23 protein-coding genes, 1 tRNA gene and 1 pseudogene are annotated in these 24,365 nt (G+C 68.4%); 13 read left to right on the top strand and 12 right to left on the bottom strand.

The window, feature by feature from the left end:
• The first annotated feature begins 21 nt into the window (after positions 1–21).
• From secD to carB, 7 genes are all read left to right on the top strand, one after another.
• Positions 22–2,367, top strand: coding sequence for a protein translocase subunit SecD (gene secD, locus PW734_02020; protein MDE1169978.1), 2,346 nt, complete (start codon positions 22–24; stop codon positions 2,365–2,367).
• 7 nt (positions 2,368–2,374) lie between these two features.
• Positions 2,375–4,096, top strand: coding sequence for a single-stranded-DNA-specific exonuclease RecJ (recJ, locus tag PW734_02025; protein ID MDE1169979.1), 1,722 nt, complete (start codon positions 2,375–2,377; stop codon positions 4,094–4,096).
• Positions 4,093–4,833 (top strand): menaquinone biosynthesis protein, encoded by a 741-nt coding sequence (locus tag PW734_02030; protein ID MDE1169980.1) that lies wholly within the window; start codon positions 4,093–4,095, stop codon positions 4,831–4,833. The genes recJ and PW734_02030 overlap by 4 nt, the downstream gene beginning before the upstream one ends.
• The gene (gene mqnC, locus PW734_02035; protein MDE1169981.1) at positions 4,830–5,921 is read left to right on the top strand and encodes a dehypoxanthine futalosine cyclase; all 1,092 of its coding nucleotides are present in this window, start codon (positions 4,830–4,832) and stop codon (positions 5,919–5,921) included. The genes PW734_02030 and mqnC overlap by 4 nt, the downstream gene beginning before the upstream one ends.
• Positions 5,918–6,832: an EamA family transporter gene (locus tag PW734_02040; GenBank protein ID MDE1169982.1), complete on the top strand. Its 915-nt coding sequence runs from the start codon at positions 5,918–5,920 to the stop codon at positions 6,830–6,832. The genes mqnC and PW734_02040 overlap by 4 nt, the downstream gene beginning before the upstream one ends.
• A 27-nt stretch (positions 6,833–6,859) precedes the next feature.
• A complete protein-coding gene (locus tag PW734_02045) occupies positions 6,860–7,729 on the top strand; it encodes a hypothetical protein (GenBank protein MDE1169983.1) in 870 nt (289 codons plus the stop codon).
• A gap of 83 nt (positions 7,730–7,812) precedes the next feature.
• Positions 7,813–11,040 (top strand): carbamoyl-phosphate synthase large subunit, encoded by a 3,228-nt coding sequence (gene carB, locus PW734_02050; protein MDE1169984.1) that lies wholly within the window; start codon positions 7,813–7,815, stop codon positions 11,038–11,040.
• Between the two features lie 13 nt (positions 11,041–11,053).
• Here the strand turns inward: carB and PW734_02055 are convergent, their stop codons facing one another.
• From PW734_02055 to PW734_02065, 3 genes are read right to left on the bottom strand one after another with little or no spacing between them, the layout of a single operon-like run.
• Positions 11,054–11,461 carry a hypothetical protein gene (locus tag PW734_02055; GenBank protein ID MDE1169985.1) on the bottom strand — a complete coding sequence of 136 codons (408 nt, stop codon included), beginning with the start codon at positions 11,459–11,461 and terminating at the stop codon, positions 11,054–11,056.
• A 27-nt stretch (positions 11,462–11,488) separates the two neighbouring features.
• Positions 11,489–12,148, bottom strand: coding sequence for a hypothetical protein (locus PW734_02060; GenBank protein ID MDE1169986.1), 660 nt, complete (start codon positions 12,146–12,148; stop codon positions 11,489–11,491).
• Between the two features lie 47 nt (positions 12,149–12,195).
• Positions 12,196–12,942, bottom strand: a complete 747-nt coding sequence (locus PW734_02065) for a 4'-phosphopantetheinyl transferase superfamily protein (protein MDE1169987.1) — start codon at positions 12,940–12,942, stop codon at positions 12,196–12,198.
• 29 nt (positions 12,943–12,971) lie between these two features.
• Between PW734_02065 and PW734_02070 the strand changes: the two genes are divergently transcribed.
• Positions 12,972–13,502, top strand: coding sequence for a DUF5069 domain-containing protein (locus tag PW734_02070; protein MDE1169988.1), 531 nt, complete (start codon positions 12,972–12,974; stop codon positions 13,500–13,502).
• On the opposite strand, the gene PW734_02075 is transcribed toward PW734_02070, so the two are convergent.
• Genes PW734_02075 through PW734_02085 form a run of 3 tightly spaced genes read right to left on the bottom strand, consistent with a single transcriptional unit; the run spans position 13,492 to position 15,870 of the window.
• Positions 13,492–13,800 (bottom strand): hypothetical protein, encoded by a 309-nt coding sequence (locus tag PW734_02075; protein MDE1169989.1) that lies wholly within the window; start codon positions 13,798–13,800, stop codon positions 13,492–13,494. The two genes, PW734_02070 and PW734_02075, sit on opposite strands and share 11 nt — an antisense overlap.
• Positions 13,801–13,823: 23 nt before the next feature.
• On the bottom strand, positions 13,824–15,134 hold the full coding sequence (locus tag PW734_02080; protein ID MDE1169990.1) for an ATP-binding protein: 1,311 nt from the start codon (positions 15,132–15,134) through the stop codon (positions 13,824–13,826).
• A 16-nt stretch (positions 15,135–15,150) separates the two neighbouring features.
• A complete protein-coding gene (locus PW734_02085) occupies positions 15,151–15,870 on the bottom strand; it encodes a response regulator transcription factor (GenBank protein ID MDE1169991.1) in 720 nt (239 codons plus the stop codon).
• Between the two features lie 131 nt (positions 15,871–16,001).
• Here PW734_02085 and gyrB point away from each other — a divergent pair, with 131 nt between their 5' ends.
• Positions 16,002–18,506, top strand: a complete 2,505-nt coding sequence (gyrB, locus tag PW734_02090) for a DNA topoisomerase (ATP-hydrolyzing) subunit B (protein ID MDE1169992.1) — start codon at positions 16,002–16,004, stop codon at positions 18,504–18,506.
• A gap of 379 nt (positions 18,507–18,885) precedes the next feature.
• On the opposite strand, the gene PW734_02095 is transcribed toward gyrB, so the two are convergent.
• The 6 genes from PW734_02095 to PW734_02120 form a co-directional block, all read right to left on the bottom strand.
• On the bottom strand, positions 18,886–19,305 hold the full coding sequence (locus PW734_02095; GenBank protein MDE1169993.1) for a biopolymer transporter ExbD: 420 nt from the start codon (positions 19,303–19,305) through the stop codon (positions 18,886–18,888).
• Positions 19,302–19,745: a biopolymer transporter ExbD gene (locus PW734_02100; GenBank protein ID MDE1169994.1), complete on the bottom strand. Its 444-nt coding sequence runs from the start codon at positions 19,743–19,745 to the stop codon at positions 19,302–19,304. Before PW734_02100 ends, PW734_02095 begins: the two co-directional genes overlap by 4 nt.
• A complete protein-coding gene (locus PW734_02105; GenBank protein MDE1169995.1) occupies positions 19,742–20,458 on the bottom strand; it encodes a MotA/TolQ/ExbB proton channel family protein in 717 nt (238 codons plus the stop codon). Before PW734_02105 ends, PW734_02100 begins: the two co-directional genes overlap by 4 nt.
• Positions 20,459–20,508: 50 nt before the next feature.
• The gene (locus tag PW734_02110; GenBank protein ID MDE1169996.1) at positions 20,509–20,898 is read right to left on the bottom strand and encodes a hypothetical protein; all 390 of its coding nucleotides are present in this window, start codon (positions 20,896–20,898) and stop codon (positions 20,509–20,511) included.
• 23 nt (positions 20,899–20,921) lie between these two features.
• Entirely contained in the window at positions 20,922–21,455 is a 534-nt protein-coding gene (locus PW734_02115; protein ID MDE1169997.1) for a DUF4142 domain-containing protein, read from the bottom strand.
• Positions 21,456–21,548: 93 nt separating this feature from the next.
• Entirely contained in the window at positions 21,549–22,073 is a 525-nt protein-coding gene (locus PW734_02120) for a DUF4142 domain-containing protein (GenBank protein ID MDE1169998.1), read from the bottom strand.
• Between the two features lie 193 nt (positions 22,074–22,266).
• Between PW734_02120 and PW734_02125 the strand changes: the two are divergent.
• The 4 genes and pseudogenes from PW734_02125 (at position 22,267) to PW734_02140 (ending at position 24,299) form a co-directional block, all read left to right on the top strand.
• Positions 22,267–22,986 (top strand): annotated as a pseudogene (locus tag PW734_02125) (aminotransferase class III-fold pyridoxal phosphate-dependent enzyme).
• 106 nt (positions 22,987–23,092) lie between these two features.
• Entirely contained in the window at positions 23,093–23,545 is a 453-nt protein-coding gene (locus PW734_02130) for an aminotransferase class III-fold pyridoxal phosphate-dependent enzyme (GenBank protein MDE1169999.1), read from the top strand.
• A gap of 31 nt (positions 23,546–23,576) precedes the next feature.
• Positions 23,577–23,648 (top strand) — tRNA-Val (locus PW734_02135).
• Between the two features lie 150 nt (positions 23,649–23,798).
• Positions 23,799–24,299, top strand: coding sequence for a hypothetical protein (locus tag PW734_02140; protein ID MDE1170000.1), 501 nt, complete (start codon positions 23,799–23,801; stop codon positions 24,297–24,299).
• Positions 24,300–24,365 lie beyond the last annotated feature (66 nt).

A 24,365-nucleotide genomic window follows, 5' to 3' on the forward strand; every position in this document is an offset into this window, starting at 1 on the left:
GCCAACCTTCCCCCGGGCCCCATGCTCTTCCTCATCTTCCTCTGCGCGCTGGCCTTCGTCGGATTCCTCGCCTGGTACATCCTGGCGGAGGATCCGGTGGTCCGCCGCCGCGTCGGCCTGTGCTCCATCCTGGCCATCGCCGCCGCCAGCGCCCTCTCCCTCTTCCCCGTCTCGGAGAAGATCAAGCTGGGCCTCGACCTCAAGGGCGGCACCGCCTTCCTCATCGCCCTGGACGGGCAGCCCTCCTCCAGCGCGCGGGAAAAGGCCATGCAGGTCATCCGCAAGCGCGTCGACCAATTCGGCCTCTCGGAACCCATCATCCAGCCCGTCGGCGCCAACCGCATCAGCGTCCAGATCCCCGGCCTCTCCGAGCAGCAGAAGGCGGAGGCCCGCCAGCAGCTGGCCAAGGTGGCCAAGCTGGAATTCCGCCTCGTCCACCCCCGCAGCCGCGAGCTGCTCAACGCCTTCCACTCCGGCGACCCCGCCGCCATCCCGATCGACTACGAGATCCTGCCCTACCTCCAGCACGACCTGCAGGGGCAGGAGCTGCACACGGAAATCGTGGTCAAGCGCCGCCCGGAAATGTCCGGCAAATACGTCCAGCGCGCCTTCCGCAGCTTCGACGACGTGGGCCGCGCCACGGTGGTGATCGACTTCACCCCGGAAGGGCAGCAGGCCTTCGGCCGCATCACCTCCAACTGCATCGGCCAGCAGATGGCCATCGTCCTGGACCGGGAGGTGCAGAGCGCCCCGGAGATCAAGACCGCCATCTTCAACAACGCCGTCATCTCCGGCGGCAACATGACGCCCAAGGAGGCCGACGACCTCTCCAGCGTCCTGGAAAACCCCCTGGAAACGCCCGTGAAGCTCCTGGAAGAGCGCGGCGTCGACCCCTCCCTGGGACGTGACTCCATCGTCTCCGGCCGCAACGCCAGCATCGTGGCCGTCCTTTTGGTCATGGGCTTCATGATCCTCTACTACCGCTGGGCGGGCGTCATCGCCTCCGTCGGCATGGTGCTGAACATCTTCATGCTCCTGGGCATGCTGGCCCAGTTCCACTTCACCCTGACCCTGCCGGGCATCGCGGGCATCGTCCTGACCATCGGCATGGCGGTGGACGCCAACGTCCTCATCTACGAGCGCATCCGCGACGAGCTGGCCCTGGGCAAGAACCTGCGCGCCGCCGTGGCGGCGGGCTTCTCCCGCGCGTTTTCCGCCATCTTCGACGCCCACGTCACCGCCATCATCCCGGCCATCATCCTCCTGGTCCTGGGCAGCGGCCCGCTGCAGGGCTTCGCCGTCACCCTCACCCTGGGCATCGTGGCCAACCTCTTCGCCGCCCTGGTGGTGACGAAGAACGCCTTCGAGTGGCTCCTCTCCATCCGCGGGCTGGAAAAGCTGGCCATGCTCCAGGCCGTGCGCAACCCGCGCCTGGACTTCATCAAGATCGGCCGCGTCGCCTCCGTCTTCTCCCTGGCCCTCCTCGTCTGGGGCATCTGCACCTTCGCCGCCCATCGGCACACCCTGCTGGGCGTCGACTTCGCCGGGGGCGACTCCGTCACCGTCACCAGCACGGAAGTGGTCCCGCCCGCCATCGGCGCCGTGCGCGCCGCCCTGGACCGCGCGGGGCTCCACACCGGCACCATCCAGTACGCCGCCGGCATGCAGACCGGCCAGCGCCCGCAGCTCCTGGTCCAGGCCCGCTACGGCGAGGGCGAGCGCGTCGCCCCCGCCCTGGCCTCCGCCTTTCCCGGCGCGGGCTTCGCGCAGGCGGGCCTAGACCGCGTCGGCCCCGTCATCGGCAAGGAGCTGGGGGAGCGCGCGCTCCTCACCCTGGGCATCGGCCTTTTGGGCATCATGATCTACGTCGCCTTCCGCTATGAGTGGTCGTTCTCCCTGGCCGCAACCCTGGGCCAGATCCACGACGTGCTCATCGCCATCGGCGTCATGGCCCTCCTGCACCGGGAATTCAACATGACCTTGATCGGCGCCTTCCTGACCATCCTGGGCTACTCGATCAACGACAAGATCGTCATCAGCGACCGCATCCGCGAGTCGTGGCGCGCCGGGGAGTTGAAGAGCTTCTACGACATCGTCAACCGCGGCCTGAACCTGACCCTGGCCCGCACCCTCATCACCGGCGGCACCATCCTGCTGGCGGTGCTCTCCCTGCTCTGCTTCGGCGGGCCGGTCATCGCCGACTTCGCCCTGGCCATGCTCATCGGCATCGTGGCGGGGATCTTCTCCTCCCACTTCCTGACCCCCTGGCTCCTGGAGTGGTTCCACGGCATGGCCTCCCGCCGCCCCCGCCGCGCGGCCCGCAACGGCAGCGGCGCGGCCCCGACCCTGAACGGCGCCGGCGTCTAGAAAGGCGATGCCCGAGTCCTCCGCCCCGCCGCCGGTCCCGCCCCTCTGGGTTTTGGGCGCCGCCGCGGCGGGGGAGGAGGCCGCCGCCGCGGAACTCTCCCGCGCGCTGGGGGTGGAACCCCTCGTCGCCGCGCTCCTGGTCCGGCGCGGCTTCCCCACGCCGGAGGCGGCCCAGCACTTCCTCACCCCGCGCCTGGGCGACCTCTTCGACCCCTTCCTCCTCACCGACCTGAAGGAGGCCGCCATCACCATCGCCGGGGCCGTGGCGCGGCGGGAGCCGATCGCCGTCTTCGGCGACTACGACGCCGACGGCATCACCTCCAGCGCCCTCCTCTGCCGCTTCCTGCGCGCCCTGGGCGGCAACGCGGAGCCCTTCCTCCCCCTGCGGCGGGAGGAAGGCTACGGCCTGACGCGCGCCGCCGCCGCCCGCTGCCTGGAAACGCTGCGGCCGAAGCTCCTGGTCGCCGTCGACTGCGGCACCTCCTCTCACGCGGAGATCGCCTGGCTCAAAGAACAGGGGGTGGAAGCCGTCGTCGTCGACCACCACGAGTTGCCGGAGACGCTTCCCGCCTGCCGCGCCTTCGTCAACCCGCACCGGGACGACCCCGCCCAGCCCGCCGCCGCCAGCGCGCGGCAGCTCGCCTCCGTAGGCCTCGTCTTCAAGCTTTGCCACGGCCTCCTGAAACTGGAGCCCGCCTGGCGGGAGCGGATCGACCTGCGCGACCACCTCGACCTGGTCGCCGTCGGCACCGTCGCCGACCTGGTGCCGCTGCGCAACGAGAACCGCATCCTGGTCCGCCACGGGCTGGCCCGTTTGGACCAGGGAGGCAATCCCGGCCTCCAAGCCCTCATCGCCGTGGCGGGCGTCCGCCGCCCCGTCACCGCGGACGACATCGGCTTCCGCATCGCCCCCCGGATCAACGCCAGCGGGCGGCTGGACGACGCCGCCGCCTCCCTGCGCCTTCTGTTGACCGACGATCCCGCCGAGGCGGCCCGCCTGGCCGAGGCCCTCGACGGGCAGAACCGGGAGCGGCAGACCCTGGAGCAGCAGACCTACGACGAGGCCCTGTCCCTTTTGGGCGGCGCGCTGCCGGAGGGGGCCCTCATCCTGGGGCGGCGCGGCTGGCACGTCGGCGTCATCGGCATCGTCGCCTCCCGGCTGCAGAAACGCTACGGACGGCCCGCCATCGTCATCGGCATCGACGAGAACGGCGAGGGCAAGGGCAGCGGCCGCAGCGTGGAAGGCTGCTCCCTGGTCCTGGGCCTGCAGGAGGCCGCGCCCCTGCTCCTGCGCTTCGGCGGGCATGAGATGGCCGCCGGGCTCTCCATCCGGGAGGAGCACCTCCCCACCTTCCAGGACCGCTTCAACGGCTGGCTGCGGAAGGCCGTCCGCCCGGAGGACCTGGTCCCGCGCCTGCGCGTCGACGCCGCGCTCGATCCGGCGGAGATTTCGGAAAACCTCTACCACAGCCTCGACCGGCTCGCCCCCTTCGGCCGGGAGAACCCGCAGCCGGTCTTCGCCCTGCGGCGCGTGGCCCTGCGGCGTCCCCCGCAGGCGGTGAAGCGCCACATCAAACTCTTCCTGGACGGGGAGCGGGAGGCGATCGGCTTCGGCTTCGCCGACCGGGCCTATCCCGGCGGCCCCCTCTCCATCGCCGGTTCCCTTTCCTGGGACGACTACCGCGGGCGGGTCCAGGTCCGCATGATCGACTGGAAGCGGGAGCCATGACACCCCTGCCCCGCCTCGGCTCGGTCCCCTACCGGAACGTCGCCCCCCTCATCCACGGCCTCGAGCCCGAGCCGCGCGGCCTGGTCCCCGCCCGGCTGGCCGACGCGCTCCGCGCGGGCGAGTTCGACGCCGCCCTGGTCCCCGTCGCCGAGCTGCTCCAGCGCGCGGAGGACTACGCCGTGGTCGACGGCGCGGCCGTCGCCGCCCGGGGGGCGGTCTACAGCGTCATCCTCATCCCGGAGGGGAAGAAGGCCCTGGGGGAAATCTCCCGCGTCGCCCTCGACCCCTCCTCCCGCACCTCCGTCCTCCTGGCGCGGGTCCTTTTGGAAATCGGCCACGGCCGGAAGGTCGATTACGTCCTGCCCGACGCCCCCGCCGACGCCCGCCTCCTCATCGGCGATCCCGCCATCGCCTTCCGCGCCGCCCACCCGGAAACCCCCGTCCTGGACCTGGGGGAACTCTGGCACGCGTGGACCGGGCTCCCCTTCGTCTTCGCCGCCTGGGTCGTCCGCCGGGGAGCGGCCACGCCGGAGCTGGGCCGCTTCCTAAGAGAGACGAAGGAAAAGGGCCTGGCCGCCCGCGACGCGATCGCCCGCGACGCCTTCGAAAGGGAATACTTCACCCGCTACATCCGCTACGACCTGGGGGCGGAGGAAAAAGCGGGCCTTTTGCGCTTCGCGGAGTATCTTAAGGAACTGGGCGTCCTTTCCCGGGTGCCCGAGATCCACTGGATATGATCGCCCCGCTCGTCGATTCCGCCGCCAAGGAAAAGGTCCTCAATGGAGAACGCGTCTCCGTCGAGGAAGCCCGCTCCCTCTACCACGCCCCCCTGGCGGAGCTGGCCCTCCTGGCCGACGCCCGCCGCCAACAGAAGAAGAGCGCCGCCTACGACGGCCAGGGCAACCGCGTCGTCACCTACATCGTCGACCGGAACATCAATTACACCAACGTCTGCAACGTCTACTGCAAGTTCTGCGCCTTCTACCGCACGGAAAAGGACGACGACCACTACGTCCTGACCCCGGAGCAGATCTCCCAAAAGATCACGGAGCTGGAGGCCATCGGCGGCACGCAGATCCTCATGCAGGGCGGCCACCACCCGAAGCTGACGATCGACTACTACCTCGACCTCCTCCGCCACATCCGGGCAAAGCACCCCACGATCAACATCCACGGCTTCTCCCCGCCGGAGTTCAACCACTTCGCCGGGGTCTTCGGCATGTCCTTGGAGGAAGTCATCGTCCGCTTCAAGGAGGCGGGCCTCGGCTCCATCCCCGGCGGCGGCGGCGAGATCCTCGTCGACAAGGTCCGCAACCGGATCTCCCCCCTCAAGTGCAACGCCGACCAGTGGCTGGAAGTGATGCGCATCGCCCACCGGCACGGCCTCTCCTCCAGCGCCACCATGATGTTCGGCCACGTCGAGACGCTCGACGACCGCCTGGAGCACCTCCTCCGCCTGCGCGACCTGCAGGACGAGACCGGCGGCTTCACCGCCTTCATCTGCTGGACCTTCCAGGCGGAGGGCACCGTGCTGAAGGCCCCGCCCGCCGGCAGCCACGAATACCTGCGCATGCAGGCCCTGGGCCGCATCTTTTTGGACAATTTCGAGAACGTCCAGTCCAGCTGGGTCACCCAGGGGCCGAAGATCGGCCAGGTGGCCCTCCAATTCGGGGCGAACGACTACGGCAGCGTCATGATGGAGGAAAACGTCGTCTCGGCGGCGGGGACCTCCTTCCGTCTGACCGTCGACGAGATGACCCGCCTCATCCGGGAGGCCGGCTACGAGGCGCGCCAGCGGGACAACTGGTACCAGCTCCTCGCTTGACCGGCCGCGCCGTCCTGGGGCTCCTGGCCCTCTACCTCCTGTGGGGGGTGAATTACCTGGCCGTCCGCTGGGCCGTCGCCGCCCTGCCCCCCTTCTTCATGGCCGGGTCCCGCTACCTGGCCGCCGGGCTCCTCCTTTGGGCCGCCCTGGCCGCCGCCGCCCGGCTGCGCCGCGCCGCGCCGCCCCGCGCGGGAAGAAAGGAATGGGGCCTGGCCGCCGTCGGCGGCGGGGCCTTCGTCTTTTGCGGGGACGGCGGCATCGCCTTCGCCGAGCAATACATCGACTCAAGCCTGGCCGCCCTCCTCGTCGCCACCATCCCGCTCTGGATGGCCCTGGGCGTGTGGGCCTGGGGGCTCGGGCCCCGGCCGCGCCCGCCCGTCTGGCTGGCGCTGGCCCTCGGGTTCGGCGGCATCGCCCTCCTCGTCGATCCCGTCACGCCCGCCGCCCATTACCGGCTGGGCGTGGCGGTCATGCTGGGGCTTTCCTTCGTCTGGACGCTGGCCTCCCTCTACCTCAAGCAGGAGGAGAAGAAGTGGGAGCCCCCCTCCCCGCTCCGGCTCGCCGCGCTCCAGATGGTCTGCGGGGGCGGCGCGCTGCTGGCCTTCAGCGCCGCCGCGGGGGAGACCCTCCCGGCCCGAATCGACGCGCGCGCCTGGACCGGCTACGGGTATCTCTTCGTCGGCGACTGCCTGCTGGGCTTTCCCCTCTATCTCTGGCTCCTGCGGACCTGCCCGCCCCTGCCGGTCAGCACCTACGCCTTCATGTGCCCGCTCGTCGCCCTGCTGGCGGGGATTACCCTGGGCGGCGAGGCCTTCTCCCCCCGCACCGGCGGAGGCGCCGCCCTGATCCTGGCGGCAGTGGCCCTGATCCTCTTCTTTTCCACTTTTCAGTCAAAAGATGAGGAAAAATAACCCGCAATAGCCGAATTACCCATACCGATGAACACCGCCGCCATGCAGAAGGAATTCGCCCTTATCACCCAGATCCTCAACCGGGAACTGGGGGAAAAGGTCCCCGAAGGGGCGTGGCAGGTGACCGGCTACTCCGCCAGCAAGCCCCTGGGTTCCCTGGACACCGCCATCCACGCCATCTCCCCGGACGGCCAGTCCTGGTCCCGCCACTTTAACCCGGACAAGACCTGGGGCGGCTGGGTTCGCGACGACTCCCACGTCGAGCCCGGCGCCACCGTCCGCCCCGGCGCCATCGTCTGCGGCCGCAGGACCTTCCTGGACAAGGACGTCCTCGTCGCCGACTCCCTCGTCGGCCCCAACACCCTCCTCAAGCCCGGCACCTCGGTCACCAACGGCTCCATCGTCCACGGCGACCATTCCGAGGGCGACCACTTCTGGCCCAACCGCACCGTGGCGGAAAACTCCCGGATCGCCGGAGGCCGCGTCTTCGGCTCCCGCCTGAAAAACGCCGAGGTTTCCGACGGCGCCCTCGTCAACCGCAGCCGGGTGGAAGACGCCCTGGTCAGCGGGCAAGGCACCCACGTTCACAAGCGCAGCGAGGTTCTCAGCGGCGCCAAGGTCACCGGCGGCGCCCACCTCATGCACTCGAAGGCGGAGAACGGCGGCGTGGTCGACGGCCCGCACACCACCGGCATCTGGATCGTGGTCAAGAACGGCAGCCAGCTCCTGGGCGGCGTCAGCCGGAACGGCACCTACATCAGCGGCGAAGTGGTGGCGGAGAACAACATCAGCGGCATCGGCGTCCAGGGCGGCGTCCGCCAGTTCCTAGACACCCCCTTTCAGCGCCCCTTCCGCCGCATTCCCGGCGGCGGCGCGCAGCAGGAACGGGTTCGTTAACACGGCCTAAGCCCCTGCGCGGCAAGCTTTCCGCGCAAACTTCCTTGCCCCGTTTCGGCGGGTCCCCATAGTTCCGGGACCCCATGCCCAAGCGCACCGATCTCCGCTCCATCCTCCTCATCGGCTCCGGCCCCATCATCATCGGCCAGGCCTGCGAATTCGACTATTCCGGCGTCCAGGCCTGCAAGGCGCTGAAGGAGGAGGGCTACCGGGTCATCCTGGTCAACTCCAACCCGGCCACCATCATGACCGACCCGGAGTTCGCCGACCGGACCTACATCGAGCCGATCACCCCCGAGATCCTGGAAAAGATCATCGCCCGGGAAAAGCCCGACGCGCTCCTCCCCACCCTGGGCGGCCAGACCGCGCTCAACGCCGCCATGGCCCTGCACGGCTCCGGCGTGCTGGAGCGGCACGGCGTGGAAATGATCGGCGCCGACGCGCAGGCCATCAAGAAGGGGGAGGACCGCCTCCTCTTCAAGGAGGCGATGCTCCGCATCGGCCTGGACGTGCCCGTCTCCGGCGTCGCCCACTCCCTCGACGAGGCCCGCGAGGTGGCGCGCCAGATCGGCCGCTACCCCCTCATCATCCGCCCCGCCTTCACCATGGGCGGCACGGGCGGCGGCGTCGCCTACAACAAGGAGGAGTTCGAGGAGATCGCCGGCCGCGGCATCTCCCTTTCCCCCGTCTCCGAGATCCTCATCGAGGAGTCGCTCCTCGGCTGGAAGGAGTACGAGATGGAGGTGATGCGGGACAAGGCCGACCAGTGCGTCATCATCTGCTCCATCGAGAACTTCGACCCCATGGGCGTCCACACCGGGGACAGCATCACCGTGGCCCCCGCGCAGACCCTCACGGACAAGGAATACCAGATCATGCGGGACGCCTCCTTCGCCGTCATCCGGGAGATCGGCGTGGAGACGGGCGGCTCGAACATCCAGTTCGGCGTCGACCCGGAGACGGGCCGCATGGTCGTCATCGAGATGAACCCGCGCGTCTCCCGCTCCTCCGCCCTGGCCTCCAAGGCCACCGGCTTCCCCATCGCCAAGATCGCGGCGAAGCTGGCCGTCGGCTACCGCCTGGACGAGCTGAAGAACGACATCACGCGGGAGACCCCCGCCAGCTTCGAGCCGACCATCGACTACGTCGTCACGAAGATCCCCCGCTTCGCCTTCGAGAAATTCCCCGGCGCCGACACCACCCTCACCACCGCCATGAAGAGCGTGGGAGAGGCCATGGCCATCGGCCGCACCTTCCGCGAGTCCCTGCAGAAGGCCCTCCGCTCCCTGGAGACGGGGGCCTGGGGCTTCGGCGGCGGCAAGGGCGGCGGGGACGAGATCCCCGCGGAGGAGGAGATCCAGCAAAAGCTCCTCACCCCCACGCCGGACCGCCTCCTCATGATTCGCCAGGCCTTCCGCGCCGGGTGGACGCTGGAACGGGTCCACGCCGCCACCAAGATCGACCCCTGGTTCCTGGAACACCTCCGCCTGCTGGTGGTAGAGGAAGCCGCCCTGGCCGACGACACCGGCGCCGAGGCGCTGGCCCGGGCCAAGGAAAACGGCTTCTCCGACCGGCAGATCGCCCGCGCCTGGAAGACCGGCGAGGCCGACGTCCGCGCCCGCCGCAAGGAGGCGGGCCTGGTTCCCAGCTACCGGCTGGTCGACACCTGCGCCGCCGAGTTCGAGGCCTACACCCCTTACTTCTACTCCACCTACGACCGGGCCGACGACGAAAGCCGCCCGGAAGGCGGCAAGCGCAAGGTCATGATCCTGGGCGGCGGCCCCAACCGCATCGGCCAGGGGATCGAGTTCGACTACTGCTGCGTCCACGCCGCCTTCGCGCTGAAGGAGCTCGGCTTCGAGACGCTGATGGTCAACTCCAACCCGGAAACCGTCTCCACCGACTACGACACCTCCGACAAGCTCTTCTTCGAGCCCCTCACGCTGGAAGACGTCCTGAACATCTACGAGCGGGAGAAAGTCTGGGGCGCCATCGTCCAGTTCGGCGGGCAGACGCCGCTGAACCTGGCCGCCGGCCTGGAAAAGGCGGGCGTCCCCATCCTGGGCACCTCCGTGGCCGCCATCGAGCGGGCGGAAGACCGCCAGCTCTTCGCCGAGATGCTGGAAAAGCTGGGCCTGCGCCAGACCCCCGGCGCCACCGCCAGCGACGAGGCCGGGGCCCTGGCCGCCGCCGCGGCCGTCGGCTACCCCGTGCTGATGCGCCCCTCCTTCGTCCTGGGCGGCCGCGCGATGAAGATCGTCTACGACGACGCCGAGCTTTCCCACTACATGCGGCACGCCGTGGAGGCCTCCCCGGAACGGCCCGTCCTCATCGACCGCTTCCTGGACGACGCCGTGGAGGTCGACGTCGACTGCATCGCCGACGGGAAGGACGCCGTCATCGGCGCCATCATGGAGCACATCGAGCAGGCGGGCGTCCACTCCGGCGACAGCGCCTGCGCCATCCCCGCGCGCAACCTCTCCCCGGCAGTGCAGGCGGAAATCCGCCGCGCCACCCTGGCCATGGCCAGGGAGCTGGGCGTGCGCGGCCTGATGAACGTCCAGTTCGCCGTGAAGGACGGGCTGGTCTACGTCCTGGAGGTCAACCCCCGCGCCAGCCGCACCGTCCCCTTCGTCAGCAAGGCGATCGGCGTCCCCCTGGCCAAGCTGGCCGCGCAGATCATGGCGGGCAAGACCCTGGCCGAGCTGGGCTTCACCCAGGAGATCGTCCCCAAGCACTTCTCCGTGAAAGAGGCCGTCCTCCCCTTCAACCGTTTCCCGGGCGTCGACATCCTCCTGGGACCGGAGATGAAATCGACCGGCGAGGTGATGGGCATCGACGACGACTTCGGCCTGGCGTTCGCCAAGACGCAGATGGCCTCCTCCTCCGCCCTGCCCGCCGGCGGGAACGTCTTCCTCTCCGTCTGCGACCGGGACAAGCCCGGCGCCGTCGAGGTGGCGCGCGGCCTGGACCGCCTGGGCTTCACCGTCTACAGCACCGCCCGCACGGCCGACGCCCTCGTCGCCGCCGGGGTGCCCTGCCGCCGCCTCCTGAAAATCTCGGAAGGGCGGCCCAACGTGGTCGACATGCTGAAGAACGGGGAAATCGCCCTGGTCATCAACACCCCCTCCGGCCAGTCGGCCCGCGCCGACGGCGTCCACATCCGCGCCACCGCGCTCTCCCAGCGGGTGCCGATCATCACCACCCTGGCGGGCGCGCAGGCGGCCGTGGAGGCGATGGGCGCGCTGAAAAAGCGGGCCGACGGGGTGAGCGTGAAGTCGCTCCAGGAATACCACGCGGCCCGCAGCTAAGGCCGCGCGGGCCTTAAACCTGCCGGGCGGAAATCGCCTGGGAAAGCTTCTCGCCGAAGTTCGTCAGCCCCTGCGGCGCACGCTGCATGGAGGCGCTGTGGGCTTTCAGCTCCTTCCACCGCTCCAGGGAATCGCGCTTGCAGAGGTTGAGGAGGTCGACCGTGGCCGGCGTGGCGACGAAGCCGGCCTTCTGCAGCTCGGCCACGCTCTTCTCGCTCACCACCAGGGCGCGGGCGGGAGAGAGCCCCTGCAGGAGCTTGAGCGCCGCCTGCTCCGCCTGCTCGTGCACGGGCCCCTTCGCCTTGGTGGCGAACTGGACGGCGGTGAGGAAGCTGCTCTTGATCTGATCGGGCGTGCCGAGGACTTCGTCGGCGGCGGCGATTTGCTTGAGGGTGGGACGGCTCTTGAGGTCGATTTGCATGGGGGGCTTGGGGGGATGGAAAGCGCGTTAAAATTCCCGTTCCGGCGTCAGGCTGTAGGAACCTTCCTTGGAACGGTCGGCGATGGCCGGGCGCACCTGAATCGCCTGGAGGGATTCCCGCGCGGTCCGCGCGCCGGTCTCCTTCTGCAGGTCGGCCAGGAGGGTGCGGTCGCCCGCGTCCGACGCGCCGTGCGGGGAGTCGAGGAAAGCCTGGAAATGATTGAGCAGGCCCGCCGCCTCGGCGGAGGGGACGCCCTGAAGCGTGGTTTCCGCCTGGGCGCCCTTGAAAGCGGGGATGGCGAAGTTGCCCTGCTGGCGCTGGGCGCGGACCTGGACGGCCTGGTCGAAGTTTTCCAGGAAGGCGGCGGCCTTCCGCTCCGCCGCGTCGGCAGCGGGACCGCCCGGCAGGGCGTCGAGGATTTTGGCCACCTGCTCTCCCCGGGCGGAACCGTAGGAAAAATCGCTTTTGACGAAGGCGCGGGCCTGGCCGACGAGGGCCTGCCCCTGCTCCGCCGGAACCGCCGCCAGGACGCCCCGTTCCGGCGCGGTGGCCAGATAGGCGGGAACGCTCAGATTACCCTGCGCGCGGGCCAGGTTAACCCCGGCGGCCTGGTCCAGCTCTTCCCAAAAACGGGCAGGGAGCGGAACGGACTTGGCGGCGGGCTTCCCGAAAGGAGTGAGGTCCATAGTACGTAATTCGGCTATTTTTTCCGCAGGAAGAGCGGAAAAAATGCCTACTCCCTGAAGTAGAGGACCCGTTCCGGGGGGCGGTCCGCGACGGCCAGGGCGGCGGAAAAACCCTCCCCCACGGCGACGTCGTACAGGGCGAAGCGCCCCCGCTCCCACGCCACCGCCGGGGGCCAAAAAAGGGTCTCCTTCTCGCCCTGGCCGCCCGGCCAAAAAGCGGCGACGGAAAAGCGGCGGCCGCCTGCCGTCCAGCCGCCCCCCTCCGCCTTGAGGACGGCCTCCTTCCGCGCCCAGATGCGGAAGAAGGAAGGCCGGTCGGCGCCGGCCGCCTTCCAGCAGGCGGCTTCCGCCGGGGAAAAGAAGCGGCCGGAGATTCCGGCCAGGTCCAGGCCGGGGCGGTCGAGCCGCTCCAGGTCAATCCCGACGCGCCGACCGCGCGCGAAGGCCAGCAGCGCCGTCTCCGCGGTGTGGGAGGCGTTGAACTCAAGGCCGCCGCCCGCCTTCAGGAAGGGTTTGCGGTGGGGGCCTTCCCCGAAGGCGAGCGCGGCGGCGGGCCGTTCCGCATAGCCGCCCAGCAGCCGCCGCAGCGCGGCGCGGGTGGCGACGAAGCGGCGGCGGGCGTCCGGCGCGGCGTAACCGGCGGCGCGCTCCCGCTCCGCCGCGTCCAGGAGGCCGTCTTCCGGCGGGCGGCGCAGATCGATCCGCCAAAGGTGGACCTCCCCTTCCCCCAGGGGCGGGAAGGAGGCGGGCTCTTTCCAGAGAGATCCGGGGCTTTCCGGGAGGTTCATTTGCATCCCCCGCGCGCGGGGCGTAGACTGACCGGATGAGCGCCTACCAATGGACCGAAGATTTCCGCAGCGTGTACGAGAAAGCGATTGCCGCCTACCGCGAGGGCGCGCGCGAGGCCGAGGCGATTTTCGACGAAAAGGACAAGGCGTTCCTGGCCTCGATCGGCCACACGGCGCAGGAGGTCTACGACTTTGCCGAGGACGCGGTGAAATACGGGGAGCCGGACTTTGCCACCGCGGCCCTCATCGCGGCGGCCCGGCGCGACTACTTCCTCTTTGTCCAGCAGGGGCGCCCGGCCCAGGAACTCCGCACGATGGAGGATTTCCCGGCCAAGGAGGCGGCGATCCACGGCATCGCCTGGCTGCCACGCCTGATTGAGAAGGCGCGGGCGAAGCTGCGCGGGGAGATGCCGAAGGACTTGATGTATGGCTGCGGCGGCGACCGCCGCTTCCTGAAGGAGCACGACCTGCATCCCGCCGATTTCCTCCGCTACGTCTGGAGCGCCGGTGAGGACGCCCAGAAGATCGTCGCCTACGTGGAGCACCGGCGGCTGGTCAGCGCGTGACGGTGCGCCCGGCCTCCGGCGCGGAGGCAGTCGCGCCGCCGCTGCGGCGCAGGGCGTCGGCCGTCTCGGCCGTCACCGACGCGGCGCACAGGCCGCCGGCGGTCCCGCCGGGCAGGGCGGGACAGGGAAGATAAATCGTGGCCAGGGGACGGGGCGCCGCCGGGGCGGGGTGGCTTTCCTGCCAGGCCGCCTCTTTCTGATGGATGACGTGGATCTGGTGGCCGATCACGGCCACACCGCCCAGGATGCCCAGGGTGTTGGCCGCCGCGTTGAGGATCTTCTTGCCGGAGGTATTCATAAAGGTTGTTTCTTATAATTCGGCTATCGGCCGGGTTTCAGCCAACTTTCCTCCCCGCCGACGGGGAAGGAGGCGGTGATGGCGGTGCCCTGCCCCACCCGGCTCTCCGCCACCACGGTGCCGCCGTGCGCCTGCACGATGTGCTTCACGATGGAGAGGCCCAGGCCGGTGCCGCCCGTCCCCTCGCGGCTGCGCGCCTTGTCGACGCGGTAGAACCGCTCGAAGATGTGGGGCAGGTCGGCCGGGGGGATGCCGCTGCCCTGGTCGCGGACCTGGAGGTGGATCGCCTCCCCTTCCCGCCATGCCCGCAAGGTCAGGGCGCTGCCCGCCTCCGAATATTTGATGGAATTGTCCAGCAGGTTGTAGATGACCTGTTCCAGGCGGAAGGGGTCGGCCTCCAGCGGCGGCAGGTCGGGGGCGACGTCGAGCACCAGCGCGATGTGCTTCCCCTCCAGCTTGAAGGCGATGTCGGCGGCGATCTGCCGCAGGAAGGGCTCCACGCGCAGGGAGACGCGCTCCAACGGCAGGCGGCGGGCCTCCAGCCGGGCCAGGGTCAGGAGATCGTCCACCAGGGCGTTGAGCCGCAGGGAATGGCGCCGCATGGTGATGAGGATGCGGCGCAGCTCCTGCGGCGGCACGTCCGGCTGGTCCAGGAGAGTCTCCACGTAGCCGCTGAAGATGGAAAGCGGGGTGCGCAATTCATGGGAGACGTTGGCGACGAACTCCCGGCGCACGTCCTCCAGCTGGCGGAGGCGGGAAATGTCGTGGAAGACGACGACAGAGCCCGCTCCCAGAGGGATGGCGTTCACGTCGAAGTGGCGCGGAGCGGCCTCCCCGTTGGCGTCCGGCAGGGAGATTTCCCGCGCCTGGGGGCGGCCCCCGGAAACGGTCTCCCTTAGCATCTCCTCCAGCTCCGGCGCGGGCACCGCCTGGCCGATGGGGAGTCCCAACGGGCTGGCCTGGGAGGAGAAGAGGCGCAGGAAGGCGTCGTTGGCCTCCCGGATGGCGCCCTGGGCGTCGAGGACGGCCATCCCCTCCGCCATGCCGCGCAGGAGGGTCTGGACGGAAACGTTCTCCCGGGCCAGCTCCTCCGCCAGGCGCTTTTGCCGGGCGAAGACCCTCTCCAGGTCCTGCGCGATGGCGCCGAAGACCGCCGCGCCGGCCAGCTGGAAGGTACGGGGCCGCTGCTCCGCCGCCAGGGAGCGGGCGATGGACTGGAGCCGCCGGACCGGCGTGATCCACCGCTGCTGAAAGACGGCCAAAAGCGCCGCCAGGATAAAGGCCGCGACGACGGCGTAGTTCCAGAAGAGGGGATTGTGGAGCAGGCCGTTCACAGGCAAAGCCCAGGGACTAGAGACGGTCGACGATCCGGTAGCCGACGCCGCGGACGGTCTCCAGCCACTCGGCGGCCTGGCCCATCTTTTCCCGCAGGCGGCGGACGTGGGTGTCGACGGTGCGGGTGTCGATGACGCTCTCATAGCCCCAGACGTCGTTCAGGAGCCGTTCCCGGCCCTGCACGCGGCCCCGCCGCTCCAGGAGGACGGCCAAAAGCTTAAACTCGGTGGCGGTCAGGTCGACCCGCTCCCCTTCGATGGTCACCTCGTGCCGGGCGCGGTCCAGGACCAGGGGCCCCAGGGCGTAACGCTCCTCCGGCCCGCTTTTGGCCGCCGCGCCGCCCCCGCCGGTCGTCCCGCGCCGCAGGACCGACTGGACACGCAGGACCAGCTCCCGGGGGGAAAAGGGCTTGGCCACATAGTCGTCCGCGCCCAGCTCCAGGCCGACGACCCGGTCCACCTCCTCCGCCTTGGCGGTGAGCATGATGATGGGGATGGCGGCGGTCGCCTCCTCCTTCTTAAAGAGGCGGCACAGATCCAGGCCGCTCATTCCCGGCAGCATGAGGTCCAGGATGATGAGGTCGGGGACCTCGGACCGGGCCTTGGCCAGGGCGAAGGTGCCGTTTTCCGCCGTGGCCACGGAAAAGCCGGCCGTCTTCAGGTTCATGCAGACGACGTCGAGGACGTCGGCCTCGTCGTCGACGACGAGGACCTTTTTGGACAGGGAAGAACTCATGCGCGCCCCTTATCTCCCCCGGTTCCACCTTTTATGCAAGGTTTTTTCCATCAATGGTTTAGGCAATGAATTTTCGGGCTCTTTTGGGTTGCTGGCGGGCCGTTTTTTCGGCACCATGCCCCCTTTCCATTATGGCCACCGCGAACCTAGAAGTCTACGACGCCTCAAAAATCGACAAACTCGAAGGGTTGGAGGCAGTCCGCAAGCGGCCCGGCATGTACATCGGCCACACGGACGAGCGCGGCCTGCACCACTGCGTCTTCGAAGTCCTGGACAACTCCATCGACGAGCATCTGGCCGGCCATTGCCAGCGCATCGAGGTGACCGTCCACGTCGACGGCTCCATCACCATCAAGGACGACGGGCGCGGCATCCCCGTCGACATCCACCCGAAGTTCAAGATCCCCGCCGTGGAGCTGGTGCTGACCAACCTCCACGCCGGCGGCAAATTCGGCCAGGGCGCCTATAAATACTCCGGCGGCCTCCACGGCGTCGGCGCCAAGTGCGTCAACGCCCTCTCCGAGTGGTTCGAGGTCGAGATCTCCCGCGACAGCAAGGTCTACTTCATGAGCTTCGAGCAGGGGAAGACGATCAAGAAGCTCGAAGTCATCGGCAAGAGCCGCTCCACCGGCACCCAGATCACCTTCAAGCCGGACGCCGAGATCTTCACCATCACCACCGAGTTCAAGTTCGAGCTCCTGGCCAACCGCTTGCGCGAGCTGGCCTTCCTCAACCCCGGCCTGGAGATCGTCCTCTCCGACGAGCGCGCCGAGGAGGGCGCCGAGATCCGCTCGGAAAAGTTCCTCTTCAAGAACGGCATCGAGGAATTCGTGAAGCAGTTCGCCCAGAACCGCCAGCCCCTCCACCCGAAGCCCATCGTCCTGGCCAAGCAAAAGGACGAGATCATCCTCGACACCGTCCTTCAGTACAACGACGGCTTCAACGAGCAGATCCTCTGCTACACCAACGGCATCCCCAACCCGGACGGCGGCACCCACCTCTCCGGCTTCCGCACCGCGCTGACCCGCTCCATCAACCAATACGCCAAGTCCAACAACCTGCTGAAGGACAAGGACCCCGCCATCACCGGCGACGACGTGCGCGAGGGCCTCGTCTGCGTCCTTTCCCTGAAGCACCCCCACCCCAGCTTCGAGTCCCAGACGAAGGTGAAGCTGGTCAACCCGGACGCCGAGGGCGTCGTCTCCTCCTGCGTCTACGAGGGGCTCATGTCCTTCTTCGACTCCAACCCCGGCGTGGCCAAGCGCGTCGTGGAAAAGGGCCTGACCGCCGCCCGCGCCCGCGAGGCCGCCCGCAAGGCCCGCGAGGCCGTGCGCAAGACCGCCATGACCGGCGGCGGCCTTCCCGGCAAGCTGGCGGACTGCTCCAGCCGCAACCCGGAAGACTCCGAGCTGTTCATCGTCGAGGGCGACTCCGCGGGCGGCTCCGCCAAGCAGGGCCGCAACCGCCAATACCAGGCCATCCTCCCCATCCGCGGCAAGCTCATCAACGTGGAGAAGGCCCGCCTGGACAAAGTCCTCCAGAACGAGGAAATCCGCACCATGATCACCGCCGTGGGCACCGGCATCGGCATTGGAGAGGGAGAGGGCGCCTTCAACCTGGCCCGCCTGCGCTACCACAAGGTCATCATCATGACCGATGCCGACGTCGACGGCTCCCACATCCGCACCCTCCTCCTCACCTTCTTCTTCCGCCAGATGCCGGAGCTGGTCCGCCAGGGCTACGTCTACATCGCCCAGCCGCCGCTCTACCTGGTCACCCGCCGCAAGAAGGAGCAATACATCGACAGCGACCAGGAGCTCAACCGCATCCTCATCGAGCTGGGCGCGGCCGACGTCCGCGTCGTCGACCTGGCCCGCAAGAAGGAGCTGACCCCCAAGCAGCTCACCGAAGTCCTCGACCTCCTGGAAGCCCTCGACAAGTTCAAGCAGGCCATCGAGCGCCACGGCGGCGACTTCGACGCCTACATCGACGCGCGCAAGGGCGGCGACCTCCCCCGCCACCTCGTGAAGATCCGCGAGGGGAACACGGAGGCCGTCCACTACTTCCCCACGGAATCGGAGCTGGCCAAATTCGCCGAGCAGAACGCCGACCTCTCCCTCTTCGGCTCCGCCGCGGAGCCCGCCGAAGGCGAGGAAGCCGCCGCCGCCCCCGCCGCCAAGGCGGACAAGAACGGCGCCGCCTCCAAGCGCCGCGTCCTCCACGTGGAACTGCACGAGAGCAAGGCCGTGGCCGAGATCCTGCAGAAGCTGGCCCAGAAGGGGCTGGAGGTGGAGCACTACTCCGCCCAAGACGCCCCCCTCTTCGAGCTGATCGAAGGCGAGGGCAACAGCGAGAAGCGCCACCCCCTCTTCTCCACCGCCGACATCCTGACCCGCATCAAGGAAATCGGCCGCAGCGGCCTGGAGATCAAGCGATTCAAGGGCCTCGGCGAAATGAACCCGAAGCAGCTCTTCGAGACGACGATGGACCCGACCCGCCGCAAGCTGATGAAAGTGGAGGTCTCCGACGCCATCGAGGCGGAGGACATCTTCACCAAGCTGATGGGCGACGAAGTCGAGCCGCGCCGCCGCTTCATCGAGGACAACGCGCTGAACGTCCGCAACCTGGACGTGTAGAGGAACGCGCCCCCCTCCCGCTCAAAAGGAAAACCCGGAAGGCAACCGCCTTCCGGGTTTTTCGTGCCCGCATCGGGGCAAGAAAAAGGCGCCTCGGAATCCGAGGCGCCTTTTGGTTTGGTTTTTTAAAAAGTTATTTCTTCTTCTTGGCGACAGTCTTCTTCTTCGCGGCGGGTTTCTTCGCAGCGGGTTTCTTCTTAGCAGCAACTTTCTTCACAGCCTTCTTAGCGGGTTTTTTGGTAGCCATGAATCGGATATAAGAGATTCTACGCAAAACGCGCAAGAATTTATTTTAGGTTTCGAAGTTTTTGGGAATCAATTCTATCGCGCAAACTAATCAATTTTTGCGCGTCGGCCATTCAGCGCCCGCGATGGTTGTTCACACTCCCGACGGCTCCGCCAGGGCCACGCGCGCGACGCCCGCCGCCGCGCACGCCTCCAGCGCGGCGACGACATGTTCCTGCCGCGCGCGCGCATCCGGCGCGACGAGCACGCCGCCCGCCGCCGCATGAAGCTCTCGAAGCCGCATGGACAGGGCTTCCGCGGGCACCTGCCTTCCGTCGACCGCGATCTTTCCGTTCGCCGCGATCTCCACGCGCACCGTTTTTTCCGGCGCGGCGCTTCCGCCCGCCGCCGGTTTTTTTTCAGCGGACAGGTCGAGCGGCAGCTCCTTCTCCGCGCGGTGCGAGCCCGCCGTGACCATGAAAAAAAGGAGCATCACGAAGAGCAGGTCAAGGAGCGGCGCGATCTGCAAACCGAAGTCGCGCTCCTCTTCCTCCCACGCGTGGCGGCGCCTCATTTTCCCGCCCTCACCGCGAAGGTGACCTCCGGAATGCGCGCGGCCGCGCAGAGCTTCATCACCTCCGCAACGGCCTTGTAGGGACAGGCCTTGTCCGCGCGCAGGACGACGCGCAGAGCCGCGTCCCCCTCCCGCCGCGCGCGCAGCCAGGCGCGCACGTCGTCCGCGCCGGCCAGCGCGCGGCCTTCGCCGGTGCAGTTGCCCCGCGCGTCGAGCGTCACCACCGCCTCATGCGCGGCGCCCGCCCGCGCCGCCTGCTGCGCCGCGGCGGGCAAGACCACCGGCTTCTGCCGCCGCAGCGCGTCCACGCTGCTCACGCTCATGAAGAAAACCAGGAGGACGAAGAGGAGGTCCGCCATCGGCGCGACCTGGAACTCGAACTCGGCGTCCCGCTCGAAGACGGCGGCCGAGCCGCCCCGGCGGCGCCTGCGCACCCTCATTGGGAGGAGCCCAGGCTCTCGTAGGGAACCTGGTCAAAGAGGGCGAAGAGGACCCGCTCCGCCTGCAGCACGGCCACCTGCGCGCGCGCCTTGAAGAAGTAGTAGAAGCCGAAGGCGGGAATGGCGACGGCCAGCCCCGCCTCCGTGGAGACAAGGACCTGCCCGATCGCCCCGGAAAGCGCGGCATAGTCTCCCGTTCCGGACTGGGCCATCGCGGCCAAGGCGCGGATCATGCCCAGGACCGTCCCGGCCAGGCCGATCATGGGCGCGACGACGCCGATGGCGGAAAGATAGTGGAGCGGCGTGCGCAGGAGGACCGCCTGCTCGATCGCCGCGTCCTCCAGGGCGAACTCGACGGCATCGCGCCCCCGGCCCATCCGCTCCAGCCCCGCGGCGGCGACGGCGGAGAAGAAGGAGCGCCGGGCGCGGCAATACTCCCACGCCTCCATGTAGGCCCCGGCGGCCAGGAAGGCGGCCAGCTGCGCCTGCTCTTCCGCGGGCACCAGGGCGCGGAAGCGCCATTTGAGAAAGCCCTCCACCGCCAGCGCGGTGACGACGGCGGCCAGGAGGACGCAGATCCAGAAGACCGGCCCCGCGTGGCCCAGGAAATCGCCCAGGGTGGCGCCGCCGGCCAGCGCGGCGCTTCCGTCCTGCGCGAAGGCCGGGGACGGAAGGAACGCGGCGGAAAGGGAAATGAAAAGGGCGCGGCGCATGACGACGGAGGCGGGGCCGATTTTTTTCGGCCCCGCCCCCGCCGTAAAGCTTATTCGGCCCCGTCGGCGAGGGTTTTCTTGCCGCCCTCGACAAAGTCGTCGTGGACGGCCTCCTGGACTCCTTCCTCCACCAGCTCGGCGCCGATCTGCCCGTCCTCGTCGCGGTAGGGGTTGGGGGCCTGGACGCCCGGCGTGGCCATGGCCTGCTCCGGCAGGCGGACGGCGCGCGGCGGCTCCGGCGTCTGCCGCTCCGTGGGCACGGAGGCCAGGAGCTCGCGTTCGGCCTGCCGGTAGTCGGCCTCCGTCGCCTCCTCGGCGCGGCGGCCGTCGCTGACGGCGATCTCCTCGGCGCGCGCCTCGACGAGCGCCGGGGAGATGTCGCCTAATCCCGACGAACGCTCGCCCACGCGGCCGTTCAAAGTGCGGTGGGGAGCGTTCATAGGGAAATTCCTCGGGTTAAGGGTTAGTCCTTGCTGTCCAGCTTCTCCTCGACGGTGCGCACTTCCTTGTAGTGGTGCTTCAGGGTGGGGAGGGCGTCCTTCGCCAGGCTGCGCAGGTCGCTGTTGTTGCCGTTCGCGGCCTCTTCCTTGAAGGCCTTGATGTCCGTCTTGTGGGCGCTCTTCAGGGCCTTGAGGTAGGCGGCGTCAAAGGCGCCGCCGGAAAGGACGGTGAGCGCGCCCACCTTTGTCTTGGTCACGGCGGAGGCGTCGGCCGGCACGGAGTAGCCGTGGTCCTCGGCAAAGCTGATCAGCTTTTTGTTAAGGGAGGCGTGGTCGGAAGCCAGGGTCTTGCCCAGGTCCTGCACGTCGTCGTATTTGGCGTTTTCGGCGGCGTAGTCGCCGGTCTTGATCTCAAAGAGGCCGCCCTGGACGGCGGACTTGAGGAATGCCTTGTCCGTGGAGGACAGCGGGGTGGAATCGGCCAGCGCGGAAGCCGCGCCGCCAAAAAGGAGGGATGCGGAAAGGACTGCGATGTGGAGGTGGTTAAGCTTGATCATAGGGAACCGTAGCATCGATTTGTCCGGGCGCAAAAAATCGGGCGCTCGCCTGCGGGGACGCGGAAGGGTGCTTCCGCGTCCCCGCCCTTTACGCTAGCGGGCGGCCAGCTTGGTGTTGAGCAGCTCCGCTTTTTCGGCGTGGTCCTTCAGGGTGGGAAGGGCGCCGTTGATCAGCTCGCGCAGGTCGGCGTTGCTCGTCGTCGCCGACTCCTTCTTGTAGGCCAGGATCGCCTCCTCATGCTTGCCGCTCACCGATTTCAGGTAGGCCTTGTCCAGGGCGGTGCCGGAAAGGGCGGAAAAGGCGGACACCTTCTTCACCGTCGTCGAAGTGAGGTCGGTGGGAAGGGCGTAGCCGTGGTCCTGGGCAAAGTCGGCCAGCTTTTTGTTGAGGGAGGTGTGGTCGGAGGCGATGTCCTTGCCCAAGTCGCGCACGGAACTGTTCTCCGCGTTGTCCCCGGCATAGGTGCCGCTTTTGATTTCGAAAAGGCCGGTTTGGTAGGCGTTTTTTAGGAATGCCTGGTCCGCGGGGGAGAGTGGCGTGACCGCCAGGGCCGCGCCCGCGCCAAGGAACAGGGATGCCGAAACGATCGCCGCATGAAGCAGATTAAGTTTGTTCATGGGAGAACGTAGCACCGCTCCAATTGTTCGCAAAAAATATCCTTTTTTGGATACGGTCGAGTTGCCTTTTCCTTCCTCTCCCGTTTCTGTTTGGATGGAGGAAATGGAAGATCCCTTGAGCCTGGACCGCCGCCACGCGTGGCATCCCTTCACGCCGATCGACGAGTGGCTCGATCCCGCCTACGAGCCGGTGATGATCGAGTCCGGCCTGGGGGCGACGCTGACCGACACGCGCGGGCGCGCCTATCTGGACGGCAACTCTTCCATCTGGACCAACCTCCACGGCCACAATCATCCCCGCCTGACGGGCGCGGTGGCGGCGCAGCTCGGGAAAATTTCCCACTCCTCTTACCTGGGCCTGGGCCACGGCCCCGGCAGCCTGTTGGCCGCGCGCCTCTGCCGGGCGGCGGGCTTCGATCCGGGCCGCGCTTTTTTAAGCGACGACGGCTCGACCGCCATGGAGGTGGCCCTCAAGATCGCCTTCCAATACTTCGCGCAAAACGGCCAGCCCGCGCGGCAAAAATTCGTGACGCTGGGCGGCGGCTACCACGGCGACACGGTGGGCGCGATGAGCATCGGCCGCAGCGCGGCCTTCCACGGGGCGTACCGGCCCCTGCTTTTCCCCACGGAGGCGGCTCCCATGGCCGGCTGCTACCGCTGCCCCCACAACCGCGCCCGGCCGGAACGGGCCGACGCGCGCTCGTACCGGAAGTGCGGCTGGGAGTGCGTGGACGACGCCGCGCGCGCGCTGGAAAAGACCGGCGCGGAGACGGCCGCCCTCATCGCCGAGCCGAAGATCCAGGGCGCGGCGGGCATGGTCTTCCAGCCGGAGGGCTACCTCGCCAAGGTCGCCCCGCTGGTGAAGGAAACGGGCGCCCTCCTCATCGTCGACGAGGTCTTCACCGGCTTCGGCCGGACGGGCGCCTTCCTGGCCTCCCAGGCGGAGGGGGTGGCGCCGGACCTGATGGCCCTTTCCCAAGGGGCTGACGGCGGGCCTCCTTCCCATGGGGGCGACGCTGGTGCGCGAGCCGCTCTTCGACGGTTTTCGCGGCGGCCTGGAGCGGACGTTCTTCCACGGCCACAGCTACTCGGGCAACCAGCTGGGCTGCGCGGCGGCGCTGGCCAACCTGGACCTCTTTGAGGAGGAGCAAACCCTTTCCAAGGTGGCGCGCGGCGCGGCGATTCTAAAAGAAGCCAGCCAGGCCTTCTGGGAGCTGCCGCAGACCGGCGACGTACGGCAGGAGGGCATGGTGCTGGCCGTGGAGCTGGTGCGCGACCGCGCCACCCGGGAACCTTTCCCGTCCCAGGACCGGCTGGCGCACCGGATCAACGAACGGGCCCGCGCCAAGGGCCTCCTGGCCCGCGGCCTGGGCGCGACGCTCTTTCTCATCCCGCCCTACTGCTCAACGGAGGAGGAACTGCGGCGGATGGTCGCGGCGCTCCTGGCCTCCGCGCGCGAGGTGTTGAATTAGGCCGGGAACGCGCTAGAAAAAAGCCTCCACCGGGCAGTTAGCTCAGCGGTAGAGCGTCTCGTTTACACCGAGAGGGTCGGGGGTTCGAACCCCTCACTGCCCAATCCCTGACCAGCCCGCCGGTTGCTTCCTGACCACTTGAGGGGCGGTACCATTCGCATTTTTCACCCGGCAGGGAGTTATTTTAAGAAGAGAACGGGGGAAACGTCCGGGTTGGCCCGGAACGTGTTTGTTTTCTGGAAAATTCATAAAAATGAGCACCCCCTGGCAAAAGATGCGGTTCGGTCTGGCGGCGGTTTTCCTGGCCGCCTGGGTTTCCCACGGCACCGCCGAAACGATCCGCGACGACGGCTGGGAGCTGGCCCTCCAGCAGGGCATCCCGGGCAAGGGGGGATGGACCACCTGCTACGTCTACGCGCGGAGCCTGCAGGAATACTTTGAAATGGCAGGCGGGGAGAGCCACCTGGTGATCTACGACTGGACCGACTCCCACCACTTCCACAACCGGCACGCCTTCCTGGTCTACCGGGGCGTCGACGGCCACTACTGGGGCGTGGACAACCGCAGCGAGAAGCCCCGCTGGCTCTGCGGGGCCACGCCGCAGGAATGGGTCCGCTCCTGGGAACGGGACAACGACATGCAGCAGCTGGTCGTCCTGGCCGACTTCACCAACAAGAAACTGGCCGGGCGCACCGCCGACAAGACCCGCCTGGCCTCCGCCGTCCGCCAGAAGAAGGGCCGCGAGACTTCCTAAATCCCGCGCGGGCAAAGAAAAAGGCGGCCTCCCCCGCGGGGAAGGCCGCCTTTTCTTTTTCCGGGA

The organism is Verrucomicrobium sp. (genome assembly GCA_028283855.1).
Classification (GTDB): Bacteria; Verrucomicrobiota; Verrucomicrobiia; order Methylacidiphilales; family GAS474; genus GAS474.